At 36.9% G+C, this 20,204-nt stretch carries 19 protein-coding genes; 5 read left to right on the top strand and 14 right to left on the bottom strand.

The genetic code is table 11. The annotated features are described in order from the left end of the window. Nucleotides 1-66 precede the first annotated feature (66 nt). Nucleotides 67-843 (top strand): hypothetical protein, encoded by a 777-nt coding sequence (locus DCE79_RS03810; RefSeq protein ID WP_108711789.1) that lies wholly within the window; start codon nt 67-69, stop codon nt 841-843. 58 nt (nt 844-901) lie between these two features. Here DCE79_RS03810 and coaD read toward each other — a convergent pair whose 3' ends face one another. The 3 genes from coaD to DCE79_RS03795 are packed head-to-tail and all read right to left on the bottom strand — an operon-like array spanning nt 902 to nt 3,403. Then, nucleotides 902-1,381 (bottom strand): pantetheine-phosphate adenylyltransferase, encoded by a 480-nt coding sequence (gene coaD / locus DCE79_RS03805; RefSeq protein WP_168214702.1) that lies wholly within the window; start codon nt 1,379-1,381, stop codon nt 902-904. Continuing rightward, nucleotides 1,381-1,953, bottom strand: coding sequence for a 16S rRNA (guanine(966)-N(2))-methyltransferase RsmD (gene rsmD, locus DCE79_RS03800; RefSeq protein ID WP_108711787.1), 573 nt, complete (start codon nt 1,951-1,953; stop codon nt 1,381-1,383). Before rsmD ends, coaD begins: the two co-directional genes overlap by 1 nt. A 34-nt stretch (nt 1,954-1,987) precedes the next feature. Continuing rightward, on the bottom strand, nt 1,988-3,403 hold the full coding sequence (locus DCE79_RS03795) for an RNA polymerase II (RefSeq protein WP_108711786.1): 1,416 nt from the start codon (nt 3,401-3,403) through the stop codon (nt 1,988-1,990). Between the two features lie 52 nt (nt 3,404-3,455). On the opposite strand from DCE79_RS03795, the gene DCE79_RS03790 reads away from it, so the two are divergent. Next, the gene (locus DCE79_RS03790) at nt 3,456-3,845 is read left to right on the top strand and encodes a DUF7147 family protein (RefSeq protein WP_108711785.1); all 390 of its coding nucleotides are present in this window, start codon (nt 3,456-3,458) and stop codon (nt 3,843-3,845) included. Between the two features lie 30 nt (nt 3,846-3,875). Here DCE79_RS03790 and DCE79_RS03785 read toward each other — a convergent pair whose 3' ends face one another. Further along, nucleotides 3,876-4,148, bottom strand: coding sequence for a YlbG family protein (locus DCE79_RS03785; RefSeq protein WP_108711784.1), 273 nt, complete (start codon nt 4,146-4,148; stop codon nt 3,876-3,878). 240 nt (nt 4,149-4,388) lie between these two features. On the opposite strand from DCE79_RS03785, the gene DCE79_RS03780 reads away from it, so the two are divergent. Continuing rightward, nucleotides 4,389-5,297, top strand: a complete 909-nt coding sequence (locus tag DCE79_RS03780) for a glycerophosphodiester phosphodiesterase family protein (RefSeq protein ID WP_108711783.1) — start codon at nt 4,389-4,391, stop codon at nt 5,295-5,297. Between the two features lie 45 nt (nt 5,298-5,342). Here DCE79_RS03780 and DCE79_RS03775 read toward each other — a convergent pair whose 3' ends face one another. The 3 genes from DCE79_RS03775 to DCE79_RS03765 all read right to left on the bottom strand — a co-directional run bounded on the left by DCE79_RS03775 (nt 5,343) and on the right by DCE79_RS03765 (nt 8,460). Continuing rightward, the gene (locus DCE79_RS03775; protein WP_108711782.1) at nt 5,343-5,789 is read right to left on the bottom strand and encodes a YlbF/YmcA family competence regulator; all 447 of its coding nucleotides are present in this window, start codon (nt 5,787-5,789) and stop codon (nt 5,343-5,345) included. 81 nt (nt 5,790-5,870) lie between these two features. Then, nucleotides 5,871-7,337 (bottom strand): UDP-N-acetylmuramoyl-L-alanyl-D-glutamate--2,6-diaminopimelate ligase, encoded by a 1,467-nt coding sequence (locus tag DCE79_RS03770; protein ID WP_108711781.1) that lies wholly within the window; start codon nt 7,335-7,337, stop codon nt 5,871-5,873. A gap of 46 nt (nt 7,338-7,383) precedes the next feature. Beyond that, entirely contained in the window at nt 7,384-8,460 is a 1,077-nt protein-coding gene (locus tag DCE79_RS03765) for a CAP domain-containing protein (protein ID WP_108711780.1), read from the bottom strand. A 149-nt stretch (nt 8,461-8,609) separates the two neighbouring features. Between DCE79_RS03765 and DCE79_RS03760 the strand changes: the two genes are divergently transcribed. Further along, nucleotides 8,610-8,966, top strand: a complete 357-nt coding sequence (locus tag DCE79_RS03760) for a YugN family protein (RefSeq protein ID WP_108711779.1) — start codon at nt 8,610-8,612, stop codon at nt 8,964-8,966. 108 nt (nt 8,967-9,074) lie between these two features. Here the strand turns inward: DCE79_RS03760 and DCE79_RS03755 are convergent, their stop codons facing one another. From DCE79_RS03755 to coxB, 6 genes are all read right to left on the bottom strand, one after another. Beyond that, complete coding sequence (locus DCE79_RS03755; RefSeq protein ID WP_108711778.1) at nt 9,075-9,536, bottom strand: DUF420 domain-containing protein; 462 nt, start codon at nt 9,534-9,536, stop codon at nt 9,075-9,077. A gap of 42 nt (nt 9,537-9,578) precedes the next feature. Continuing rightward, nucleotides 9,579-10,490: a cytochrome c oxidase assembly factor CtaG gene (gene ctaG, locus DCE79_RS03750; protein WP_108711777.1), complete on the bottom strand. Its 912-nt coding sequence runs from the start codon at nt 10,488-10,490 to the stop codon at nt 9,579-9,581. Between the two features lie 291 nt (nt 10,491-10,781). Further along, nucleotides 10,782-11,126, bottom strand: a complete 345-nt coding sequence (locus DCE79_RS03745; RefSeq protein ID WP_108711776.1) for a cytochrome C oxidase subunit IV family protein — start codon at nt 11,124-11,126, stop codon at nt 10,782-10,784. Nucleotide 11,127: 1 nt separating this feature from the next. Next, nucleotides 11,128-11,754 carry a cytochrome (ubi)quinol oxidase subunit III gene (locus DCE79_RS03740; RefSeq protein ID WP_108711775.1) on the bottom strand — a complete coding sequence of 209 codons (627 nt, stop codon included), beginning with the start codon at nt 11,752-11,754 and terminating at the stop codon, nt 11,128-11,130. Next, entirely contained in the window at nt 11,754-13,694 is a 1,941-nt protein-coding gene (locus DCE79_RS03735; RefSeq protein WP_108711774.1) for a cytochrome c oxidase subunit I, read from the bottom strand. Before DCE79_RS03735 ends, DCE79_RS03740 begins: the two co-directional genes overlap by 1 nt. A gap of 39 nt (nt 13,695-13,733) precedes the next feature. Further along, nucleotides 13,734-14,801 carry a cytochrome c oxidase subunit II gene (gene coxB / locus DCE79_RS03730; protein ID WP_108711773.1) on the bottom strand — a complete coding sequence of 356 codons (1,068 nt, stop codon included), beginning with the start codon at nt 14,799-14,801 and terminating at the stop codon, nt 13,734-13,736. A 1,003-nt stretch (nt 14,802-15,804) separates the two neighbouring features. Here coxB and DCE79_RS03725 point away from each other — a divergent pair. Further along, on the top strand, nt 15,805-16,716 hold the full coding sequence (locus DCE79_RS03725) for a COX15/CtaA family protein (protein ID WP_108711772.1): 912 nt from the start codon (nt 15,805-15,807) through the stop codon (nt 16,714-16,716). A gap of 44 nt (nt 16,717-16,760) precedes the next feature. Here DCE79_RS03725 and pyc read toward each other — a convergent pair whose 3' ends face one another. Next, nucleotides 16,761-20,195, bottom strand: a complete 3,435-nt coding sequence (pyc, locus tag DCE79_RS03720) for a pyruvate carboxylase (protein WP_108711771.1) — start codon at nt 20,193-20,195, stop codon at nt 16,761-16,763. Between the last annotated feature and the right edge of the window lie 9 nt (nt 20,196-20,204).

Genomic DNA, 20,204 nt, shown 5'->3' with positions numbered 1-20,204 from the left:
ATTATTCTCTTATTATTATTTCCTCAAGTAGCACATGAGGGCGCGGATTTAGGTGTCTCTCTTTTTATGGAGGCATTATTTCCCTACTTACTACCCTATTTAATTTTAACGAATTGGTTTATTCGCTTAACAGCTAATACTACTAAAAGCGATTCATTTTTCCTCTTTTTTAAAACTTATGCGATCAGTGCGATTGGTGGATTTCCTACTGGAGCTGCGACGATTGCGCATTTATTTAAACGGGGGGATTTCTCATCAAAGCAGGCCGCTTATTTACTTGGGATTTGCCATTGTCCAAGTCCACTTTTTATCTTTGGTTTTGTTGGACATGACCTATTTCAGTCAACAAGTATGAGTTGGAACTACTTACTCCTATTACATGCCATTTCTTTATGCGTACTTTTTTTCGCATATAGGGTTCTTCCGAAATCAACAAGTTCAGTTCAAGAAAACGTAAAAGAGCAATATCCTTTTACCAACAGTATACGAGACAGTGTTCCGACAGTACTTATCGTGGCAGCAACAATTATTTTTTTCACGACGGTCTATAGCGTTTTTTTACATAGCACTGAAACTTTTTTTACGTCACTCCCTCATTATTTTCATTTAATCGCAGCTAGTATCCTTGAAATGACAAACGGCTTATATTTATTGCATAGCCAGTTATATGGCAATACATTACTATTCGCAACGGTTTTATTACTTACAACACAAAGCTTGAGCATTCATCTACAAGTTATCGTTATTGCCCGTACAGCTAAAATCGCGATTCGGCCTTATATTTGGATTCGACTTTTTTATAGTATTGTTATTCCAATTCTTTATGCAGTTCTTTTTTTATAACAACAAAAAAACTTTCCCGCGCATGTAGAGAGCTATCTACATTACAGGAAAGTTTTTGTCATTTAAATTTTGTGATTAATGCTTGTTCCACAATTTTTGGAACAAGCTCACCAATATTGCCGCCGTATTTTGCTACTTCTTTGACGATGCTCGAACTTAAAAACGAATACTTATTTTTTGACATAATGAAAAATGTCTCAATATTTTCATCAAGCACTCGGTTCATCGACGTAATTTGCATTTCGTATTCAAAATCCGATACCGCGCGTAAACCACGGACAATTGCTTTTGCATTCTTTTCTCGTGCATAGTCAATCAATAGCCCAGAAGATGCTTCAATACGAATGTTCGGAATATCCTTTAATACTTCACCAATTAAAGCAATACGTTCATCAATCGAAAACAACGGGTTTTTCGCTGAGTTATTTAGCACCGCTACATAAACGATATCAAACACATCTGCTGCACGACGAATAATATCGACATGTCCCAATGTAATCGGATCAAAACTTCCGGGTACTACTGCTATTTTATCAATCAACTGATTTCTCCCTCTTCCTCTAAATGACGATAAATCGAGATAATCGTACTTCCATACGTTTCTTGTCTAGCTAACTGAAACACCCCATAATTTTCTGGCAGTGCCACTTCCCTTGAATGCTCACACATAATGATGGCATCTTCTGAAAGCTTCCCACCTTCAGCAAGTGTCTCGACTAAATCATAATACTCTTTTTTATGGTAAGGTGGATCGACAAATAAATAATCAATCACAATATCTCGTTTTAATAACGCCTTTACTGCGCGTATTGCGTCTGTACGAAATACTTCCGATACATCTTCATAGCGACATTTTTTTATATTTTCTTGTAGCGTTTGGTACGCGCGGCTATCTTTTTCAATAAATAGAGCATGCGCTGCACCACGGCTTAGCGTTTCAATGCCTAGTCCACCACTACCTGCAAATAAATCAAGTGCAATACCACCGTTAAAAAACGGACCAATCATATTGAAAATCGATTCTTTTACCTTATCCGTCGTTGGACGTGTCGTATTACCTTCAATCGCCTTTAGGGGCATTCCTTTTCGGTCTCCTGCTACTACGCGCATGATTTCACCAAACTTCCTTTATCAATCGTAAATATTATTCTTGAGGTGTGTTGATCGTGATGCGATTATCCGATTTTTTTAACTCAATTAAGAATAGACGTTGTAACCATGATTCCTCAATAAAGTGCTGATCCGCTACCATTTTAATCGGCATTGAAACAGTATTATAACGTCGTTGGTTAAATACATAAAATCCTGGATCCATTGGGAATCGGAACGAACGTGTCTCACTTGTTACATAATACCCGTTTTCACCAGTTTTCACATCATACCCTAACGCATTTAATAAAGAATCCGCAGAATATAATACTTCGCCGTCCTTTAAAACAACTTGAATATCGCTTTGTTTGTGTAAGTCGACATAAATTTCACGTGGATCGTTATATAAAAACGGATATGACGTTTTCGAGCGTGCACTCATCGTCACATATTTTGTCGATGCGCCAAGTACTGCTGATAATTGTTCATCGAGTACTTGTGCACTTATTTTTTTGTTTTCTAAATCTTTTAAATGCGCATTCCAATCTGCTAATTGCTCTTCTGTCATTTGCGCTGTAATCGTCGCAGCAACTTCTTTTGTTTTGTCGCTTCCAAATACTGAACCTGTTAAGTATGACGCCATTAATTCCTTAATCCAGTTCGGTGTATCACCAAATTGATACATCGATTCTAATTGTGAAATAATAACATTTTGCTGTACTTTTGCTACCGTTACATCTGGTAAGAACAACATGCGATCACTTTCTAGCTTATCCTTATTCGTTCCATTAATAATAGCTAAATGATCGTCACTTAAAAAGTTCACTTTCGCTAACTTCTCATAAAAAGCAGCTGTTAAAGGTGTTTTCGAATAAATAGAAAGCACATCTGATTGATTTTGCAAATCAAATCCACCTGATTGCCAGAAAAGATCCGTAACAGGTCCCTTCCCACTAAACATTGTGTAATTAACAAGCGCTAAATTTTGTTCACCAATTAACGGTAAACCGGTTACCCACTGACCTTCAATATCGTGGTCCGTTGTAATATGTACCGTTGAAAATTGAACATCTCCATTTTTTAATGTTGTAAAAACATTTTTCATCAGTTTTTGAGACTGTAAACCTTTTTCTAAAGGAATGGTATATGAAATGGATTGACCACGTGTATCACCTTCTTTGAACTTCGAAGAATCCTCACTTAAACGCGAACAACTATGTTCATTTTCAATAAAACAATTTGGATTCACAGCACTAATTGGCCATTGAATCGTAACTTCATCTGACGGTAAGTTTTTGAAATGCTGGCGAATATCAAGACTTTCACCACGGTAAACGATTTCAATTTCTTGCGAATACTTGTAACCTTTTTCAATCGAATCCACTTCGTCAGAGTATACTTGGAACTGCACAAAAACGATTGTTCCAATTATTATAGCTAAAAACGAAAAAATACTTACGGCAATTTTCATGTGCCTGTCCTCCTGCATCATGATACTATTGTATAGAAAGGATGTGTCTCTATTGATTCAACAATTTATCGAATTAGGTCAAGGCTATGGTGACGTTTATGAGCTTTGCGAATTAATTAAAACTAACGATCACCGTTTCCATAACGCGTTCATCTTCACTGCGAATCACGATAACGGCATGGTTGCTTCACTCGCTGTAGCGTTTAAGCCCTCAGGCGAAAGTAAATTTATGCCGATATATGTTTGCCGCGAAGGAATTCCATACAACGTCGAAAAACCATCGAAGCGAATCGAGCTATTTAAAGAAGCCGTACATACAATCGGCAAACAAGAAAATAGTTTCGAAATTAAGCACTCATCTATTTTTTCGGAATCAATTCAATTTTATCAATACTTAATTGGTATTTTACGATTAAATCATTATATTCCGCCGATGCAATAAATAAAGCATTATCAAAAATTGTCCAGGGATTTATAATCCCACTTTATAATCATACTCTTTTGCTTTATCTGGCTTCGCATTTTCGAATTCAGTTTTAACAAATGGTCGGTATGACTCTACAACGTCTTTCACAAATGGAAGGCGTTGTATTTTATTTTTAAGCGTTTCTACTTCATCACGATTACAATAAATGACAACATATTTTAATCTTCTTGAGATAAAATTCACATGTCCGTATTTTCGTAATGATTTTGCATGCTTCAATTGATGTACATATACGATTAGCCCTTGGCGTTCGTTCATGTAAAATCCCTCTTTTCTCTGCGCGGATTTCTTCTAAATTTTTACTTACTTGCCCACTAAAAGAATACCAAATGTGCAATTTGATAGCAACAGAGTTTAGACAGTAAGCATGCAACCCGTTATAATAGAAAGCAGTAGAGTGATTATTTAACTCATGCAAAATCCACCTAGCGCACTCTATTTTTCATGACACAAACGAAATTGGAAATGAATTATGTACGGTCAGAGGAGGACAAATTTATGGGTAAAAAAACAAAAGTGGCTCTGGCAATTGCTGCGGCAAGTGCAGCAGCTTGGGCAGGGTCAAAGGCGATTTCGAAGCCACAAAAGCGCGACTCAAAAGAAGCTTTACAATTTGAACGTCCCATTGTTATTGCCCAACATGGTGGGGCTGGCTTAGCACCTGAACATTCATTACAAGCTTTTGAAAACGCAGCACATTTAGAAGTAGATGGCTTTACAGTAAGCATTCGCTTAACAAAAGATGAGGAAATTCTCGCATTCCATGATGCCACAGTTGATCGCACCACAAACGGCTCTGGCTATGTAAAAGACTTAACTTTAGAAGAACTAAAACAACTGAACGTTGGCTATTACTTTGAAGATTTAGATGGAAATCATCCATACCGTGAGGACGCTGCATCTGTTGTGACACTTCGCGAACTTTTTGAAACTTATAATGACAAATTATTTATTATTTCCATTCAAGATAGTCCTGATACGTATGAAGGAAGCTTAATGCCTTCAAAATTATGGCGACTTATTGAAGAATTAGATGTACATTATCAAATCATTGTAACAAGTCCATATAGTGAACAAATTGATCGATTCAATTTATATGCACAAAACCGTATTGCTTTAGGCGCTGGCGATAGCGATATCAAAAAAGCCATCACAACATTTACAAGTCAATTTGGTCACTTGTATCATCCAAAAGTCGATTTATTTGTTTTGCCACTTAAATTAGGCGTATTCAATTTTGATTCGCAAAAATTTGTGAAGTTTTTAGCAGATTTAAATGTCCCTACAATTTACACAAACATTGATGATTTATTGACGATGAACCACGTGATTGAACAAGGCGCAATGGGTGTCGTAACAAATCGTCCAGATATTGCGCAAGTTTTACTACAAAAGGTTACTCATTAACACAAAAGAGCTTGTGAGATTATTGGTCTCACAAGCTCTTTTTTATTAAGCAGAACAAGAACAACCGCCACCAGTACCGCATCCCGTGCCACAAGATGAACTACTTGCTAAAAATGGGTTGCTAACCGGTACTTTGACCGCTTCCGAAACAGAATGACCTATCATCAGGCTTATCTCATCAAGTAAATCTTGATAATCATTTTCTGCTAGCTTTAATGCAGCTACTAGATCATTCAAATCAAGCTGACGTTTTTCTGTCCGAATCTTCTTCATAATTGTATGGTAATCAGGATGATATTTTCCAAATCGTTGGACATCCTCGTATTGATCTTTTAAACGTTGAAAGGTCTTAATTTGCGCGCTTAGCTCTGCATCCTCATAAACCGCCTTATACGCTTGTCGTAAATTTTGCGCTGCTTGAGAGGAAAGAATCATCGCACTTAATTCATCAACCTCATCTAATACAAAAACCCAATCTGAAGTCATGAGCATAGTTAATTCCTCCAATCTGACTTTATCATAACGAAAAAAAGTCAGAAAAGCAATGTGACATCGTATTATTACGATGCTGCCTTACCCCGTTTCTAATTGCTTCACAATTTGTCTTACGCATTCATGATCTGAAAAATAATCCACGGAACTTCCAATTTGCTGAGTTTTTTCATGTCCCTTTCCTAGGATGACAACCGTATCGCCCCTTTGTGCCATCTTTAGCGCTTTTTCGATTGCTTCTTTTCGTTCCAAAATCTCTTCATATTTTTGATAAGAAGAAAAACCTTCTTTAATTTGATTGTTAATTTGTTCAGGGGATTCTGATCGGGCATTATCAGTCGTTAAAATAATATAATCCGCAAAAGCAGAAGCAATCATGCCCATTTTAGGTCGCTTCATTTGGTCTCGATCTCCACCACAACTAAAGACTGCGATGACACGAGACTTTGCTTTTTTTCTAATCGTCTGTAGGATCATTTTCATCGCGTCTGGCGTATGTGCGTAGTCAATATAAACCGAAAGATCCAGCGTATTTATAATTCGGTCAAAACGTCCTTCAGGTAATGTTAGCTGTGGAATGACAGCGCAAATTTCATTTAATGGGAAACCTAACTCTGTAACAGAGCTAATCGCCGCTAATACATTGCTCGTTTGGTATTCCCCTATCACCGGCATTGTCACAACATGTCTCTCGTCTTTATATTGAATACAACAAACGGTACTTTCAGTCGATTCGATTAAATGTTGTATGTGATAGTTCACATGATTCGCTTTTCCATAATATTTTGCTTTACCCTTTGAAGCAATTCCAATGGATCGACAAGTGGCATCATCATTATTAATGATTACTTTTTTCGCTAATTTCATTAATATTTGTTTTGCCTGCTTATACTTTTCATAAGTTCCATGATCCTCAATATGCTCTTCTGTAATATTGAGAAAAACACCTAACGCAATTTCGCAATAATCTAATCGATGCTTTGCTAAACCCATTGACGATGCTTCGAGCACTATATAAGGAATTTCTCTTCGAATAGCCTCCGAACATATAAAATGTAAATCTTTTGCCTGGAGCGTTGTTAATTTTTCTAAATGTCCGTATTCTTGAACACCATTTACAAAAATACCATTTGTTCCGATAACCATTACTTGCTGATTGAGTTTAGTTAATAGTTGACCAATTAAATGCGTAACCGTCGTCTTGCCATTCGTACCTGTAATTGCAATAATTGATAATGCCTCTGATGGAAAACCATAAATCTTTGCACTTGCATAGGCAATAAATCTTTCACAATTCGGCACCCAAACAATCGGTACATTCATTTCGATCGAATCATAAAGTAGTTCATCATCTATCGCAATTGCTGTAGCACCCTTTTCAACTGCTTCTTTTATAAATTCTTTTCCATTATATTTCTTACCTTGTCTTGCAATATACAATGCACCTGGTGTGATTTTTCGCGCATCATCTTCAATGCTTTGTATATCAGTTCGCATCGAGCCCTTTACTGTGCATGGCCAATCCTTCACCAATTCCGCAATTTGCACGTTCACACTCCTCAACATACTATATGGCACAATAAAAAAAACGCCACTATAATCCGTAGCGTTCATCTGAATCAATATTTTGTTCGATATAGATTTGTGTATAGTAGTTAACAAATGTACCTGAGCCAATAAGTGTTAATTTATCATTAAGTAGCCACTCACGATGCTCTTTTGAATTGATCCACCCATACATTACTTCTATTGAATCTTTATAGTTAGAAGCTACATTTTCAGCTGCACTTTGAAAAGCCATGTCAATTTCATTTAACCGTTCATCTAGTGACTTGGTCGGTTCTGTAGCTTGAGTGGCCATACTTTCTAAAAGCATCCCTTCACTTTGCGTTTCCGCTAGCAAATTTAATTGCGGAGATGCAAGTAAAACAGGCAGTCTATTTTTTTGTCGATACGCATTTGCTAAATCCGTTAATTGTAAGCCATTTGCTCGATTAATATCCACTTGTTGAAAACTTGAAGGTGTAGTTGCTTCTAATAATTCCCCCACAAACTGTAATTCATATGGTTTATGGAGCACGAGCGTTTTTCCATCGATAAATCGCACACCATCCAACTTATTTGTTTCCGTATCTATGTATAATTGGGCATATAAACCTTCATAATTAACAAGAATACGACTATGCATATCTTGCTCATTCATCGCAAAAATATAAAGATTGCCTTCGATTTGAACCGTCACTTCTTGTTCAAAAATAGTCATTCGATACACATCATCTAACGACTGATCAATTACATAAGGTGCTGTATTAAAAGACGGAGAATTCGTATAAATTTGCGTAACCATTCCATCTTCCACTCCAACCATTAATAATGCATCATTTCCATGATACATCCACCATTCATAGCCAAATTCAGACGGATCAATCCGATCAGGTTTGCCGTAATTATCCAATATATCAGTGCTAGATTGACCGATAAATTTGGAAATCCCAGTAGTTGGTCGAGGTAGATTATTTTGATTTTTCTTTTGATCTTCAATATTGGAAACAGGCTGTATAATTTGTGAGGGTCCTTCTAATAGTTCGGTTTTTGATGGTTCTACATTTGAATAATAATAAATAATTCCTAAACATGTCGCGATGATTAAAATACGAAATAGCGTCTTCATAAGTCCCTTCTTCCAAGTATTTTCTTACTTATTATTATACCAATTGTAATGACGTTGACACAATGTTGTCATTGCAACAATTACCATTTTGTTCTATTATTAAATTTGACCGTATACTTATGTACGATAGGCAAAAGGAGGATATCTAGATGTATTTTGAAAACACACAACTCGAAGATGTAAAAGTTGACCAAGAAGTTTTATCTACAGTAATGGGTAAATTTGGTTTAGAGTGTCATGGCGCATGGGACTACGACCGTATGGCTTTTGACCGCTGCTATGATGTTCGTGAAGGTCGCTATTATTTACGCGTTTTCTGTAACGCAGTATCTGGCGATGTTGGCGCACATAATGCGACTTTAAACATTAACAAACCTGTTATCGGTAAATACTACTATCCACACGGTGTAGAATATACTGACGAAGTATTCCCAGCACATCTTGTAAAAGAGTGTGAAGCGGTATTAGCAGATGTTCGCAAAGAACTTACTGCATACGGAATCTAATCCTACAAAAAGCTGGTACTGCAATCCAGCTTTTTTATTTTGCCTTTCTTTATCATTTCCCCAAAAATATAAAAAGCTTCCCAAGCATTTGCCTGAGAAGCTTACATGTTAAAATCCTAAAATTGCTTTAAATACAGAGGTTGTTTCTCCGCCTTCATAAATTATATATAATAAGCAGTAAACTAAAACCCCTGTAATCCCGACGAAGAACCAAATAATACTTGTTATTGGACCAATTTTACGGTGTAATTTTAAATTATTTTTATAACCAGACAATATGCTTGTAATCCCAAACACAGCCCCAACTGTTGCTAAGGTAATGTGGAATATTAAGAAGAACGTATAATAGCCTTTAATATCATCTGGACCACCAAATGCGGTATTCCCAATAAATACTGTACGTGTTACATAAATTATGAAGAAAATTAATGCTGCTACACCCGCTGCAAACATTACTTTTTTGTGTGATTCCACTTTTTTCTGTGCAATTAATACCCAACCAATCGCTACTAAAACCGCACTAATAACGATAAAGCTCGTACTAATCGTAGGTAAGATAGGTAAGTCCATTTTCAAATCCCCAATCTACATGTAATCTGTTCGATGTTAAATTTAATACTGTGTTCTGTTTTGGAACTCTTTTAATGCATTTTCAGTAATTTCTTGTTGATTTGAACGCTCTGAATTCCACCATTTACGGAATATACGGAATAAAATAACCCCAAAAATGATTTCCTGAATAATTTTCATAAGAACGCCACCAACTTGTTGATCCGTAACTAAATCCATGCTCGAAAATAATTCTGGTCCAGATAAAGTTAATTCTGACAATGTTGATGCTGGCACACATAACTCCATTGCCTTCATCCACATTTCACTGTCACTATATGTACCATACATTGGACTTGAAGCAAAAATGATCAATGCACAAGCAGGTGTAATTAATACCGCATTCGCTGCAATATAACCTAATTTGTGAATGTTTTTCATTTTGTGTTGTCCTTCCACTTCATTTAATAAAGGCCAGTACATAAATAATGCAGCAAGAAATAAAATCATCGTGAAAATGCCATGGACTGTTTCGTTTAATTTAATGGCATCAAAAACTACTGGTAAATGATAAACCGAGAAAAGCCCAGTAAAAAGGAGAATTGCAAGTAAAGGTTTTGTGAAAATCTTAAAAATCGTACGAACAACTGGTGCCTCAACAATTACTTTCCAAACCCACCATGGGATTCCTTTAATAATAAAAACAGGTACTAACAATAGTAATAAGGCCATCTGTGTCATATGCATTGTAAACATAATGTGACCAAGCAAATCTACTGGTGAGCCCTTTACAATATAAAGCACAATCATACCTAAAATGAAATAAATTGCTTCAATTTTCTTTAATGGTTCACTTACTTTGAAATCTTTTCTCCAAGTGACAGTTACTAAAAAATAGACAACTGTTAGAAATACGATTACCCCTATTAAATAAGGACTCCATAATGCTTGAAAACCAAAAATACTAATCGGCATATAATCATGCTCCTTTAAACATCAGTAATTTCATTATAATTTGCCAATTGTTGAACTTCAATGGAAGAACTATGACAATTGCTTGAAATCAAACATGTATTTTATGTATTTGTTAAAAAATTGATACTTCTGTTCAAAAAACGTAAAAACTTCCGTTTAACCACGGGCAATGGGAGAACTCTTCGTAAAAATAGCCTTATTCAAAAATTGGACACAATCTAATGATTCTATACTTTATATTACAATAAGAAAACGCCCTCAGCTAAGCTAAGGACGCTTTCTTGCTGCATATTAACCCCACCAGATGATCGTTGTGAACGCTACAAAGAACGTAAACGCGATGAAGGCTGCACTCCAAATGAAGAACTCGATTACACCAACCATATGTGTAGAACGGTCTTCTAAGTGCATAAATGCATAAAGTTGTAATACGACTTGAATTCCAGCCAATAATAAAATGATTGGAATAATAAATGTTGGCGCAAAGCCAGATACTACAGAAGCAAACGCGATAAATGTTAAGAAAATCATAATCGCAAAGTTTACTACTTGTTTACGCATATGAGCTTTTGAATGAGCTTTATCATATTCGTATTGAGCTTGAGTACGTACTTCTATATGAGTTTCGTGTGACATATTATCCCAACACTCCCATCAGATATACTACCGTGAAGATAAATACCCATACAACGTCGATGAAGTGCCAGTACAGTGAAGCCGCAAAGAACTTCGGAGCGTTGTATAAGTTTAACCCACGTCCGCTGTTACGGATGATTAAACTTGAAATCCATACTAGACCAATAACTACGTGTAAACCATGCATCCCTACTAATGTAAAGAACGAAGAAGAGAATGCAGATTGAGTATAGCCGAAACCAATATGCACATAGTGATTGAACTCGTAAATTTCTAAAGCTAAGAATCCTAAACCTAATAGAACTGTAATTGCCATCCAAGTACGAACGCCATTAAAGTTATGATTCTTCAAATGGTACATTGCATACACAGAAGTTAATGAAGATGTTAAAAGTAACATCGTCATAATAAATGCTAATGGTAATTCAAAAAGATCTTTTGCAGCAAATTCCATTCCCGCAGGACCGTGATCTTTAAGTGCGATATATGTAGCAAACACACTCGCGAATAACACTGTATCTGATGCAAGGAAGATCCATAGTCCAACTAACTTGTTCTTCCCTTCCATTGTAGCTTGTTCAGGGTGTTTTGGCCAAGTTTGTGGAGTAAATTTTTGATTAATATCCATTACTTGTTACCCCCTTTTTTTCCTGTTGCACGGTAGTGAGCTAAATCAGCCTCAATTGCTTCTACTTCAGCAACTGATACATGGAATCCTAAATCGTCTTTGAATGAGCGAATGATCATACATGCAACTGTTAAACCTAAACCACCGATTATTAATGCTAATGAAACTGCAGGTGAAGTATGAATTGCTGTTCCAGCAATTGCTTGGTCACCCCATGGGCTATATAAAGCACCAAATGCAGCAATAAATACGCCGATTGACATTACTAAAGGTAAAATTGAATTGTTTGGCATGTGAATTTCACCTAGTGGCTCAGCATAGACCATTCCTTCTTTGTTACCTTCTTCTTTTTCAATCCAATATGGATCGTATCCACGTACAAGCGGCATTTGTTTAAAGTTATAGAATGGTAGTGGCGTTTCGATAGCCCACTCAAGTGAACGACCATCGCCCCAGTAATCACGTTTGTTAACTGGTTCTGATTTAATCGATAATAATACGTCGATTACTAGTAAAATTACCCCAACACCCATCATCATAGCGCCGATTGAAGAAATCAGGTTGAATAGATCCCAACCTTGACCACCCATGTAAGTGAATACACGACGTGGCATACCCATTAGGCCTAAGAAATGTTGAATGAAGAACGTTAAGTGGAAACCAATGAAGAATACCCAGAAAGTAAGTACTCCAAGCTTCGGATTTAACGCACGGTTAAACATGATCGGCCAGTAGAAGTGTGCTGAACCGAATAACGCTGTTACGATACCACCAACGATTACGTAGTGGAAGTGAGCAACGATAAAGTAAGAATCGTGTAATTGGTAGTCAAGTGGAGCAGTTGCTTGCATGACACCTGTTACACCACCGGCAACGAATGACGGGATGAAACCTAATGCGTAAAGCATTGGTACTGTAACTTTAATTGAACCGCCCCAGATCGTTAAGATCCAGTTGAATACTTTCATACCTGTTGGAACGGCAATTGCCATTGTTGCAACAGCAAAGATTGCGTTCGCAGTAGCACCTAAACCAACTGTGAACATATGGTGAGCCCATACCATGAACCCTAAGAAACCGATTAAGATTGTTGCGAATACCATTGAAGAGTATCCGAATAAGCGTTTACGAGCGAATACTGGAATAATCTCAGAGAATAAACCGAACGCTGGTAATACTAAGATGTATACTTCAGGGTGCCCGAAAATCCAGAATAAATGCTCCCAGATAATTGTGTTACCACCCATTGTATGATCGAAGAAGTTTGCTCCGAACATACGGTCAACTAACATTAAGAATAATCCACCAGTAAGTGGAGGGAATGCAAATAAGATTAATGAACTTGATACTAAAGTAGTCCAAGTGAATAGTGGCATACGCATGAACGTCATACCAGGTGCACGCATCGTAATTACAGTAACGATGAAGTTAATACCAGAAATTAATGTACCCGCACCAGAAATTTGTAAACCAAGGATATAGAAATCAATACCATGGCCTGGTGAGTATAAAGATAGTGATGCATAAGAAGTCCAACCTGCATCAGGTGCCCCACCTAAGAAGAATGATAGGTGAAGGAAAACTGCGCCTAGGAAGAATAGCCAAAACCCTAGTGCATTTAAGAACGGGAATGCTACGTCACGCGCACCAATTTGAAGTGGTACGATGGCGTTCATAAAGGCAAAGATAATCGGTGTCGCTGCTAAGAATAGCATCGTTGTACCGTGCATTGTTAATAATTCATTATATAGGCCTGCAGAGATGAACGTACTTTCTGGGAACATTAACTGAATACGCATTAGTAACGCTTCAAAACCTGCAATTGCAAAGAACAATGTACCAGCCGCTAAATACATAATGGCGATCTTTTTATGATCGACAGATGTTAAATAGTCCCATACATGTGCTCCAAAGCCCTTTTTCTGTGTAACAGAGCTCACAACTTTAACCTCCTTCAAAGTTTCTCTTTAATTGTTTAATTATTTTTCAACAGATAATGTCATTAAGTATTCAGCAATTGCTTTTGCTTCTTCTTCGCTTACAAGTTTATCTGGCATTGTATTAGTTGGCTTGTATTTTGAAGGTTGATAAATCCAATCTGCCGCTTTTTCAACTGTGTGATCCAAGAAACCAGCAACACGGTTACGATCACCAAATGTTGTTAAGTTAGGACCCATGCCGTTACCAGCTACTGCTGATACAGCGTGACATCCTAAGCAAGTGTTTGCAAAAGTAGCTTCTCCTACGTCAGATGATTCTTTGTCAGCTATTGCACCTTCAGTTGCTTGCATAGCTGCAACCCAAGCATCAAATGCCTTTGGTTCAAGTGTTTTAACTTTGAAGTCCATTAATGCGTGTGAAGGACCACATAACTCAGCACATTTACCGTAGAATACGCCTTCACCATCATTTAAATCAGATGATTCTTTGTCAAACTGTAAGTAGAATTTGTTAATACCGTCAACGTTTGTATCCATCTTACCACCTACTGATGGAATCCAGAATGAATGTTTTACGTCAGCTGCGATTAAATTGAAGTATACTTTTTCACCAGTTGGTACTACTAATTCTTGCGCAGTAATAATACCTTGCTCTGGATACTCAAATTCCCACCAATATAATTTTGCCGTTACATTTACTGTAAGTGCTGTTTTGTTGCCGTTTTCATCTACTTCATCCATTGCAGCAACATCTGCAAATTTATAAGTAGAGTTTAAAGTCGGTACAGCTAAGATTAGTAATAATACAATCGGAATAACTGTCCAAATCACTTCTAATGTGTGGCTTCCTTCCACTTGCTTTGGCATATGGTTCTCGCCAACTTTTGATCGGCGGAACTTTAAGAATGCAACTAAGTAGATAGTAGATACTACGATTACTACTAATGCCATAATCACAATAGATAATAATAAAATGTTTAATTGCTCTTTACCTACTGGACCTGATGGGCGAAGTGTTGAAAGATAATCTTCACCACATGCTGAAAGGAAAACTGTCATTACTGTTAATAGCGAGAATAAACGCCATTTTTTAAGCCCTTTCATCATAGCTTAATAAACCCCTCTTTCTTTGTTGTATTTTCCATGTGTAACTAGGACTACGTTATGTTGTATATGAATTCTTATGCAGTTTGCACTACGAAAGAAAGAATTCCGTTGTATAAATGCTACGTATTGCTTTCAGATTAGTTCACATTGATTCGTATTGTGTATGGAATGTACAGTTAGTAATAGCATTCTATACAACCAACAGGTATTAGTAGCATCGGAATATTATTCACACAATATTCATACTAGAAAAACACAAAAGAAAACGATGTAACAATCCACCATATCAACTTAAAGTGGATTAGTGCTAGAAATCTATTCGAACGGATAGATTGCTACTTTCCTTCTGATAAAAAAATGTTAACTAATCTAAATGCGTGTCCCCACATGTTGGCAGCGAACGATGCCATTAGTTACAAAATTTCGCTTACGTTATTAAGGAGTCTCTATTTCGTCATGTAACTATGCTTTCAATCCTCTCCCTAAGAGTTTATCTTTTCCAATTAATATTAAAAAAATATTCATTAGAGCAAATTGATGACTATATTTTGTAAGTTTCCATTAAGTTTGAATTGAATTTCCAATCTTTATGAGTGCAAGAAAATATTACAAAAATTCAGTCATGTAATGAACCAATTAATTCATTACAAACCATACATGATTAAAATTAACTTCTCCTTTCAAATTTGTAAGCATATTCCGCTACCATTAACTATATCTAAATTTGGATCGAATTTCTATACGTTTCGTGAAATTTCAACATTCAACATCTGAAATGTGACGAAGCGTTCAGAAATCTAAAACAACATATATATAGTAATGCATTTTCTTACAATATTTGTGAAGGATAGGAGACGAATTTATGAACAATTTGTGAAAAACTGGGTAATGAATATGGGTAAATATTGTTATAAGTTGTTTTTTTACCATTTTTTCGCTATCATCTTAAACTAGAGACGCTTTTATAAGCGATGTTGACTATTAAAGTAGGTGGGTTCACTTCATGCAACAAAAATATTACAAATATTTAAAATGGTTTGCTGTTGCGGCAACGCTTGGTATGTTACTTATTCTTCAGGGTGGGGCTCTCGTTACAAAAACAGACAGTGGACTGGGTTGTGGTCGAAATTGGCCAGACTGTAACGGATCTTTAATTCCTAAAGAAATTACATCCGAAGTTTTAATTGAATTCTCACACCGCCTTATTACAGGTGCTGTTTCCATCTTTATTCTTGTATTAGTTGTATGGACATGGCGTGCACTTGGACATATTCGTGAAGTGAAATTCTTAGGGTTCATGGCATTATTTTTCTTAATTTTACAGGCTTTAATCGGAGCTGCTCAAGTATTATGGGGGCAAGGCGATTTTATTCTCGCTCTACATTTCGGTATATCATTAATCTCATTTGCAGCTGTCTTATTACTCACATTTATCGTATTTGAAGTAGATCAGAAATTTGATGCAGATAAAATTTATATGAGTAAAAAGCTAAAAATACATACGATTAGCGTAACTTTATATTCCTATGTAGTTGTTTATACTGGTGCATTAGTTCGTCATACTGATGCAAGCTTAGTTTGTCCAGACTGGCCTTTCTGCCGTAATAATCAACCATTCGCCCTTCCTTTCAATATGTACGAATGGGTTCAAATGGGTCACCGATTTGCGGTATTACTTTTCGTCCTTTGGATTGCTTACATTACGATTTATGTTATTAAAAATTATAAAAAACAACGTGTCATTTATTGGGGTTGGATCATTGCAAGTATCATTGTTGTCATGCAAGTTCTAGCGGGTATGTTAGTTGTTTTATTAAAATTATATTTATTAGTTTCTTTATTACATTCATTATTAATTACATTATTATTTGGGTTATTATGTTATATGATTTTGCTCGTTTCACGAAGCAAATAAAAAAAGAACGGTTGCATTCATGTGCAGCCGTTCTTTTTTGGTCTTTATTCTAATTCGATAAGTAAATCACCTGTTGATATCGGATCACCCGCAGAGGCGTATACTTCTTTCACAATACCATCTTTAGGTGCTTGCACTGTCGTTTCCATTTTCATAGCTTCAGTAATTAATAAATGGTCACCTCGTTTAACAGAACTGCCTTTGTTCACAACCACTTTTAGCACAGTACCTGGCATCGTTGCCCCAATTTGATTAGGATTCGATGGATCTGCTTTTAAGGCGATACTACCGTCTACATCCACTGTTAAATCCTGAATGACCAATTCACGCGACTGACCGTTCATTTCAAAGTAAAGGACACGTGTACCATCATGTTGAGGTTCTCCAATCGATACGAGTTTAATAATCAGCGTTTTACCTTTTTCGATTTCCACTTCGACCTCTTCTCCAAGCTTTAGCCCATATAAGAATGTCGGTGTATCTAGTACAGATATATCGCCGAAAGATTCGGCAGTTTGCGCATATTGTTCAAACACTTTTGGATAGAGCGCATACGCTAGTAAATCCTTTTTCGTTGGTGTTCGACCTATCTTTTCTTCTAGCTCTACTGCTAATTGTTCAAAATTAACGGGTGCTAGTAACTCTCCAGGACGCACCGTAATAGGTGTGCGTTCTTTTAACACAACATCTTGAATTTCTTTCGGGAATCCCCCATGTGGCTGACCTAAATAGCCTTGGAAAAATTCTATAACTGATTCAGGGAAATCAATTGCTCGACCGCGATCGACAATATTATCTTCAGTTAAATCATTTTGCACCATAAATAGCGCCATATCGCCAACAACTTTTGATGACGGTGTTACTTTAACAATATCGCCAAACATTAAATTCACACGGGAATACATTGTTTTCACTTCATCCCAGCGGTCACCTAATCCAACTGCCTTTGCTTGTTGTTGTAAGTTACTATACTGACCACCTGGCATTTCATGAACATAAATTTCAGAATGTGGTGCGTTCATGCCACTTTCAAAGTCAATATAATACTTACGAACATCTTCCCAGTAATAAGAAAGTTTTTCTAAACTATCAATATCCGCACGTATTTCACGCTCAGAATTTTTCATCGCATAATACAGAGAGTTGGCACTCGGTTGTGAAGTTAACCCGGCCATTGAACCTAGAGCAGTATCAATAATATCGACACCTGCTTCAATCGCTTTTGCATATAAGTAAATCCCATTACCACTTGTATCATGCGTGTGTAAGTGAATCGGTAAACTTGTCGCTTCTTTTAACTCAGAAATTAAACGATAGGCTGCTTGTGGCTTAAGTAACCCGGCCATATCTTTAATTGCTAAAATATGTGCACCTGTAGCTTCTAACTCACGTGCCATATCTTTATAATATTGCACGGTATATTTTGCACGCGAATCATCTAAAATATCCCCTGTATAACAGATAGATGCCTCTGCAACCTTCCCACTGTTACGAACTTCATCAATTGCTACTTCCATCCCTTTAATCCAGTTAAGTGAATCAAAAATACGGAAGACATCGACACCTGATGAAGCCGATTCTTGAATGAACTCACGGATTAAGTTATCTGGATAATTCGTATAACCTACCGCATTCGCACCGCGTAATAACATTTGGAATAATACATTCGGCACTTGCTTACGTAATTTTTCAAGACGTGCCCACGGATCTTCTTTTAAGAAACGGTACGCCACATCAAATGTCGCCCCTCCCCACATTTCAAGTGAGAAATAGTTATGCATTAATCGCGCTGTCTCATCGGCAATTTGATACATATCTTGGGAACGAACACGTGTAGCAAGTAGTGATTGATGTGCATCGCGGAAAGTTGTGTCCGTTAAAAGAACATCTTTTTGCTCTTTAATCCATTTCACTAACCCGTCTGCACCTTGTGTATCTAAAATTTGTTTTGTCCCATTTAATGGTGGAACAAGGATATCCACTTTTGGCTTTTCTGGTTGCACAAAAATGGGCTTCGCGCGATTTTCTACGCCTGGGAAACCATTTAATGTAACATTTCCAATATAATTTAATAACTTTGTCCCACGGTCTTTACGCTCCATGAAATCGAATAATTCAGGTGTCGTATCAATAAAGCTTGTATCAAATGCGCCAGTTAAAAAATTCTCATGCACTACAACATTCCCTAAAAATGGGATATTCGTTTTCACACCACGAATACGGAATTCACGTAAATTTCGGTCCATTTTGGCAGCAGCTTCTGCAAAGGTCATGCCCCATGTCGAAATTTTTACTAACAGTGAATCATAATAGGGTGTTACCACAGCGCCTTGGAAGCCATTCCCTGCATCTAAACGAACCCCAAAACCACCACTTGAACGGTAAACCATTAATTTTCCTGTATCCGGCATGAAGTCATTTGCTGCATCTTCTGTCGTTACACGCGATTGAATCGCATAACCGAATAACGGAATTTTATCCTGTGCTGGAATCCCAACCTCTTTTGAATGAATATCGAGTCCTTGTGCTACTTTAATCTGTGCATGGACAATATCAATTCCTGTGATCATTTCTGTAATCGTATGCTCCACTTGAATACGCGGATTAACTTCGATGAAATAAAACTCTTCCCCCGCTACTAAAAATTCCACTGTTCCCGCATTAATATACGCAACATTTTTCATTAACTTAACAGCCGCATCACAAATACGGTTGCGTAATTGTTCAGAAATGGAATTAGAAGGTGCAATCTCTACTACTTTTTGGTGACGACGTTGAATCGAACAATCGCGTTCATATAAATGTATGATGTTTCCGTGCGTATCACCGATAATTTGAACTTCAATATGCTTCGGCTTAATAATCGCTTTTTCGACATACACCTCATCAGAGCCAAATGCTGCTTTTGCTTCTGATTTTGCACGCTCATAAGAAGAGGCTAATTCTCCTTCTGTTTGAACAAGGCGCATTCCACGACCACCGCCACCAAGAGAGGCTTTAATCATGACTGGATAGCCGTAATTATTCGCAAAGTCTTTTACTTCATCCAAGCTATCCACTGGACCATCTGTTCCTGGAATAACAGGAATGTCTGCTGCTATAGCTTGTTTACGCGCCTTCACTTTATCGCCAAACATATCTAAATGTGCTGAAGTTGGCCCGATAAACTGGATTCCTTCTTCTTCACAACGACGCGCAAACATTAAATTTTCAGATAAAAAACCATATCCAGGGTGAATCGCATCAACATTTGCTTCTTTCGCAATTTTAATGATTCCCTCAATATCTAAATAAGCATCGATTGGTTTTTTTCCAACCCCTACAATATAAGCTTCATCCGCTTTATAGCGGTGATAAGAGCCACTATCTTCACGAGAATAGATGGCAACCGTATTAATATGTAACTCATTACATGCACGTAAAATACGAATTGCAATTTCCCCACGGTTTGCCACTAAAATCTTTTTGATCGATTTCATTTCTCCCCA

The organism is Lysinibacillus sp. 2017 (assembly GCF_003073375.1).
Classification (GTDB): Bacteria; Bacillota; Bacilli; order Bacillales_A; family Planococcaceae; genus Solibacillus.
Note: the sequence above shows the minus strand (reverse complement) of the source record. Positions and strands in the feature narration are given on the sequence as shown.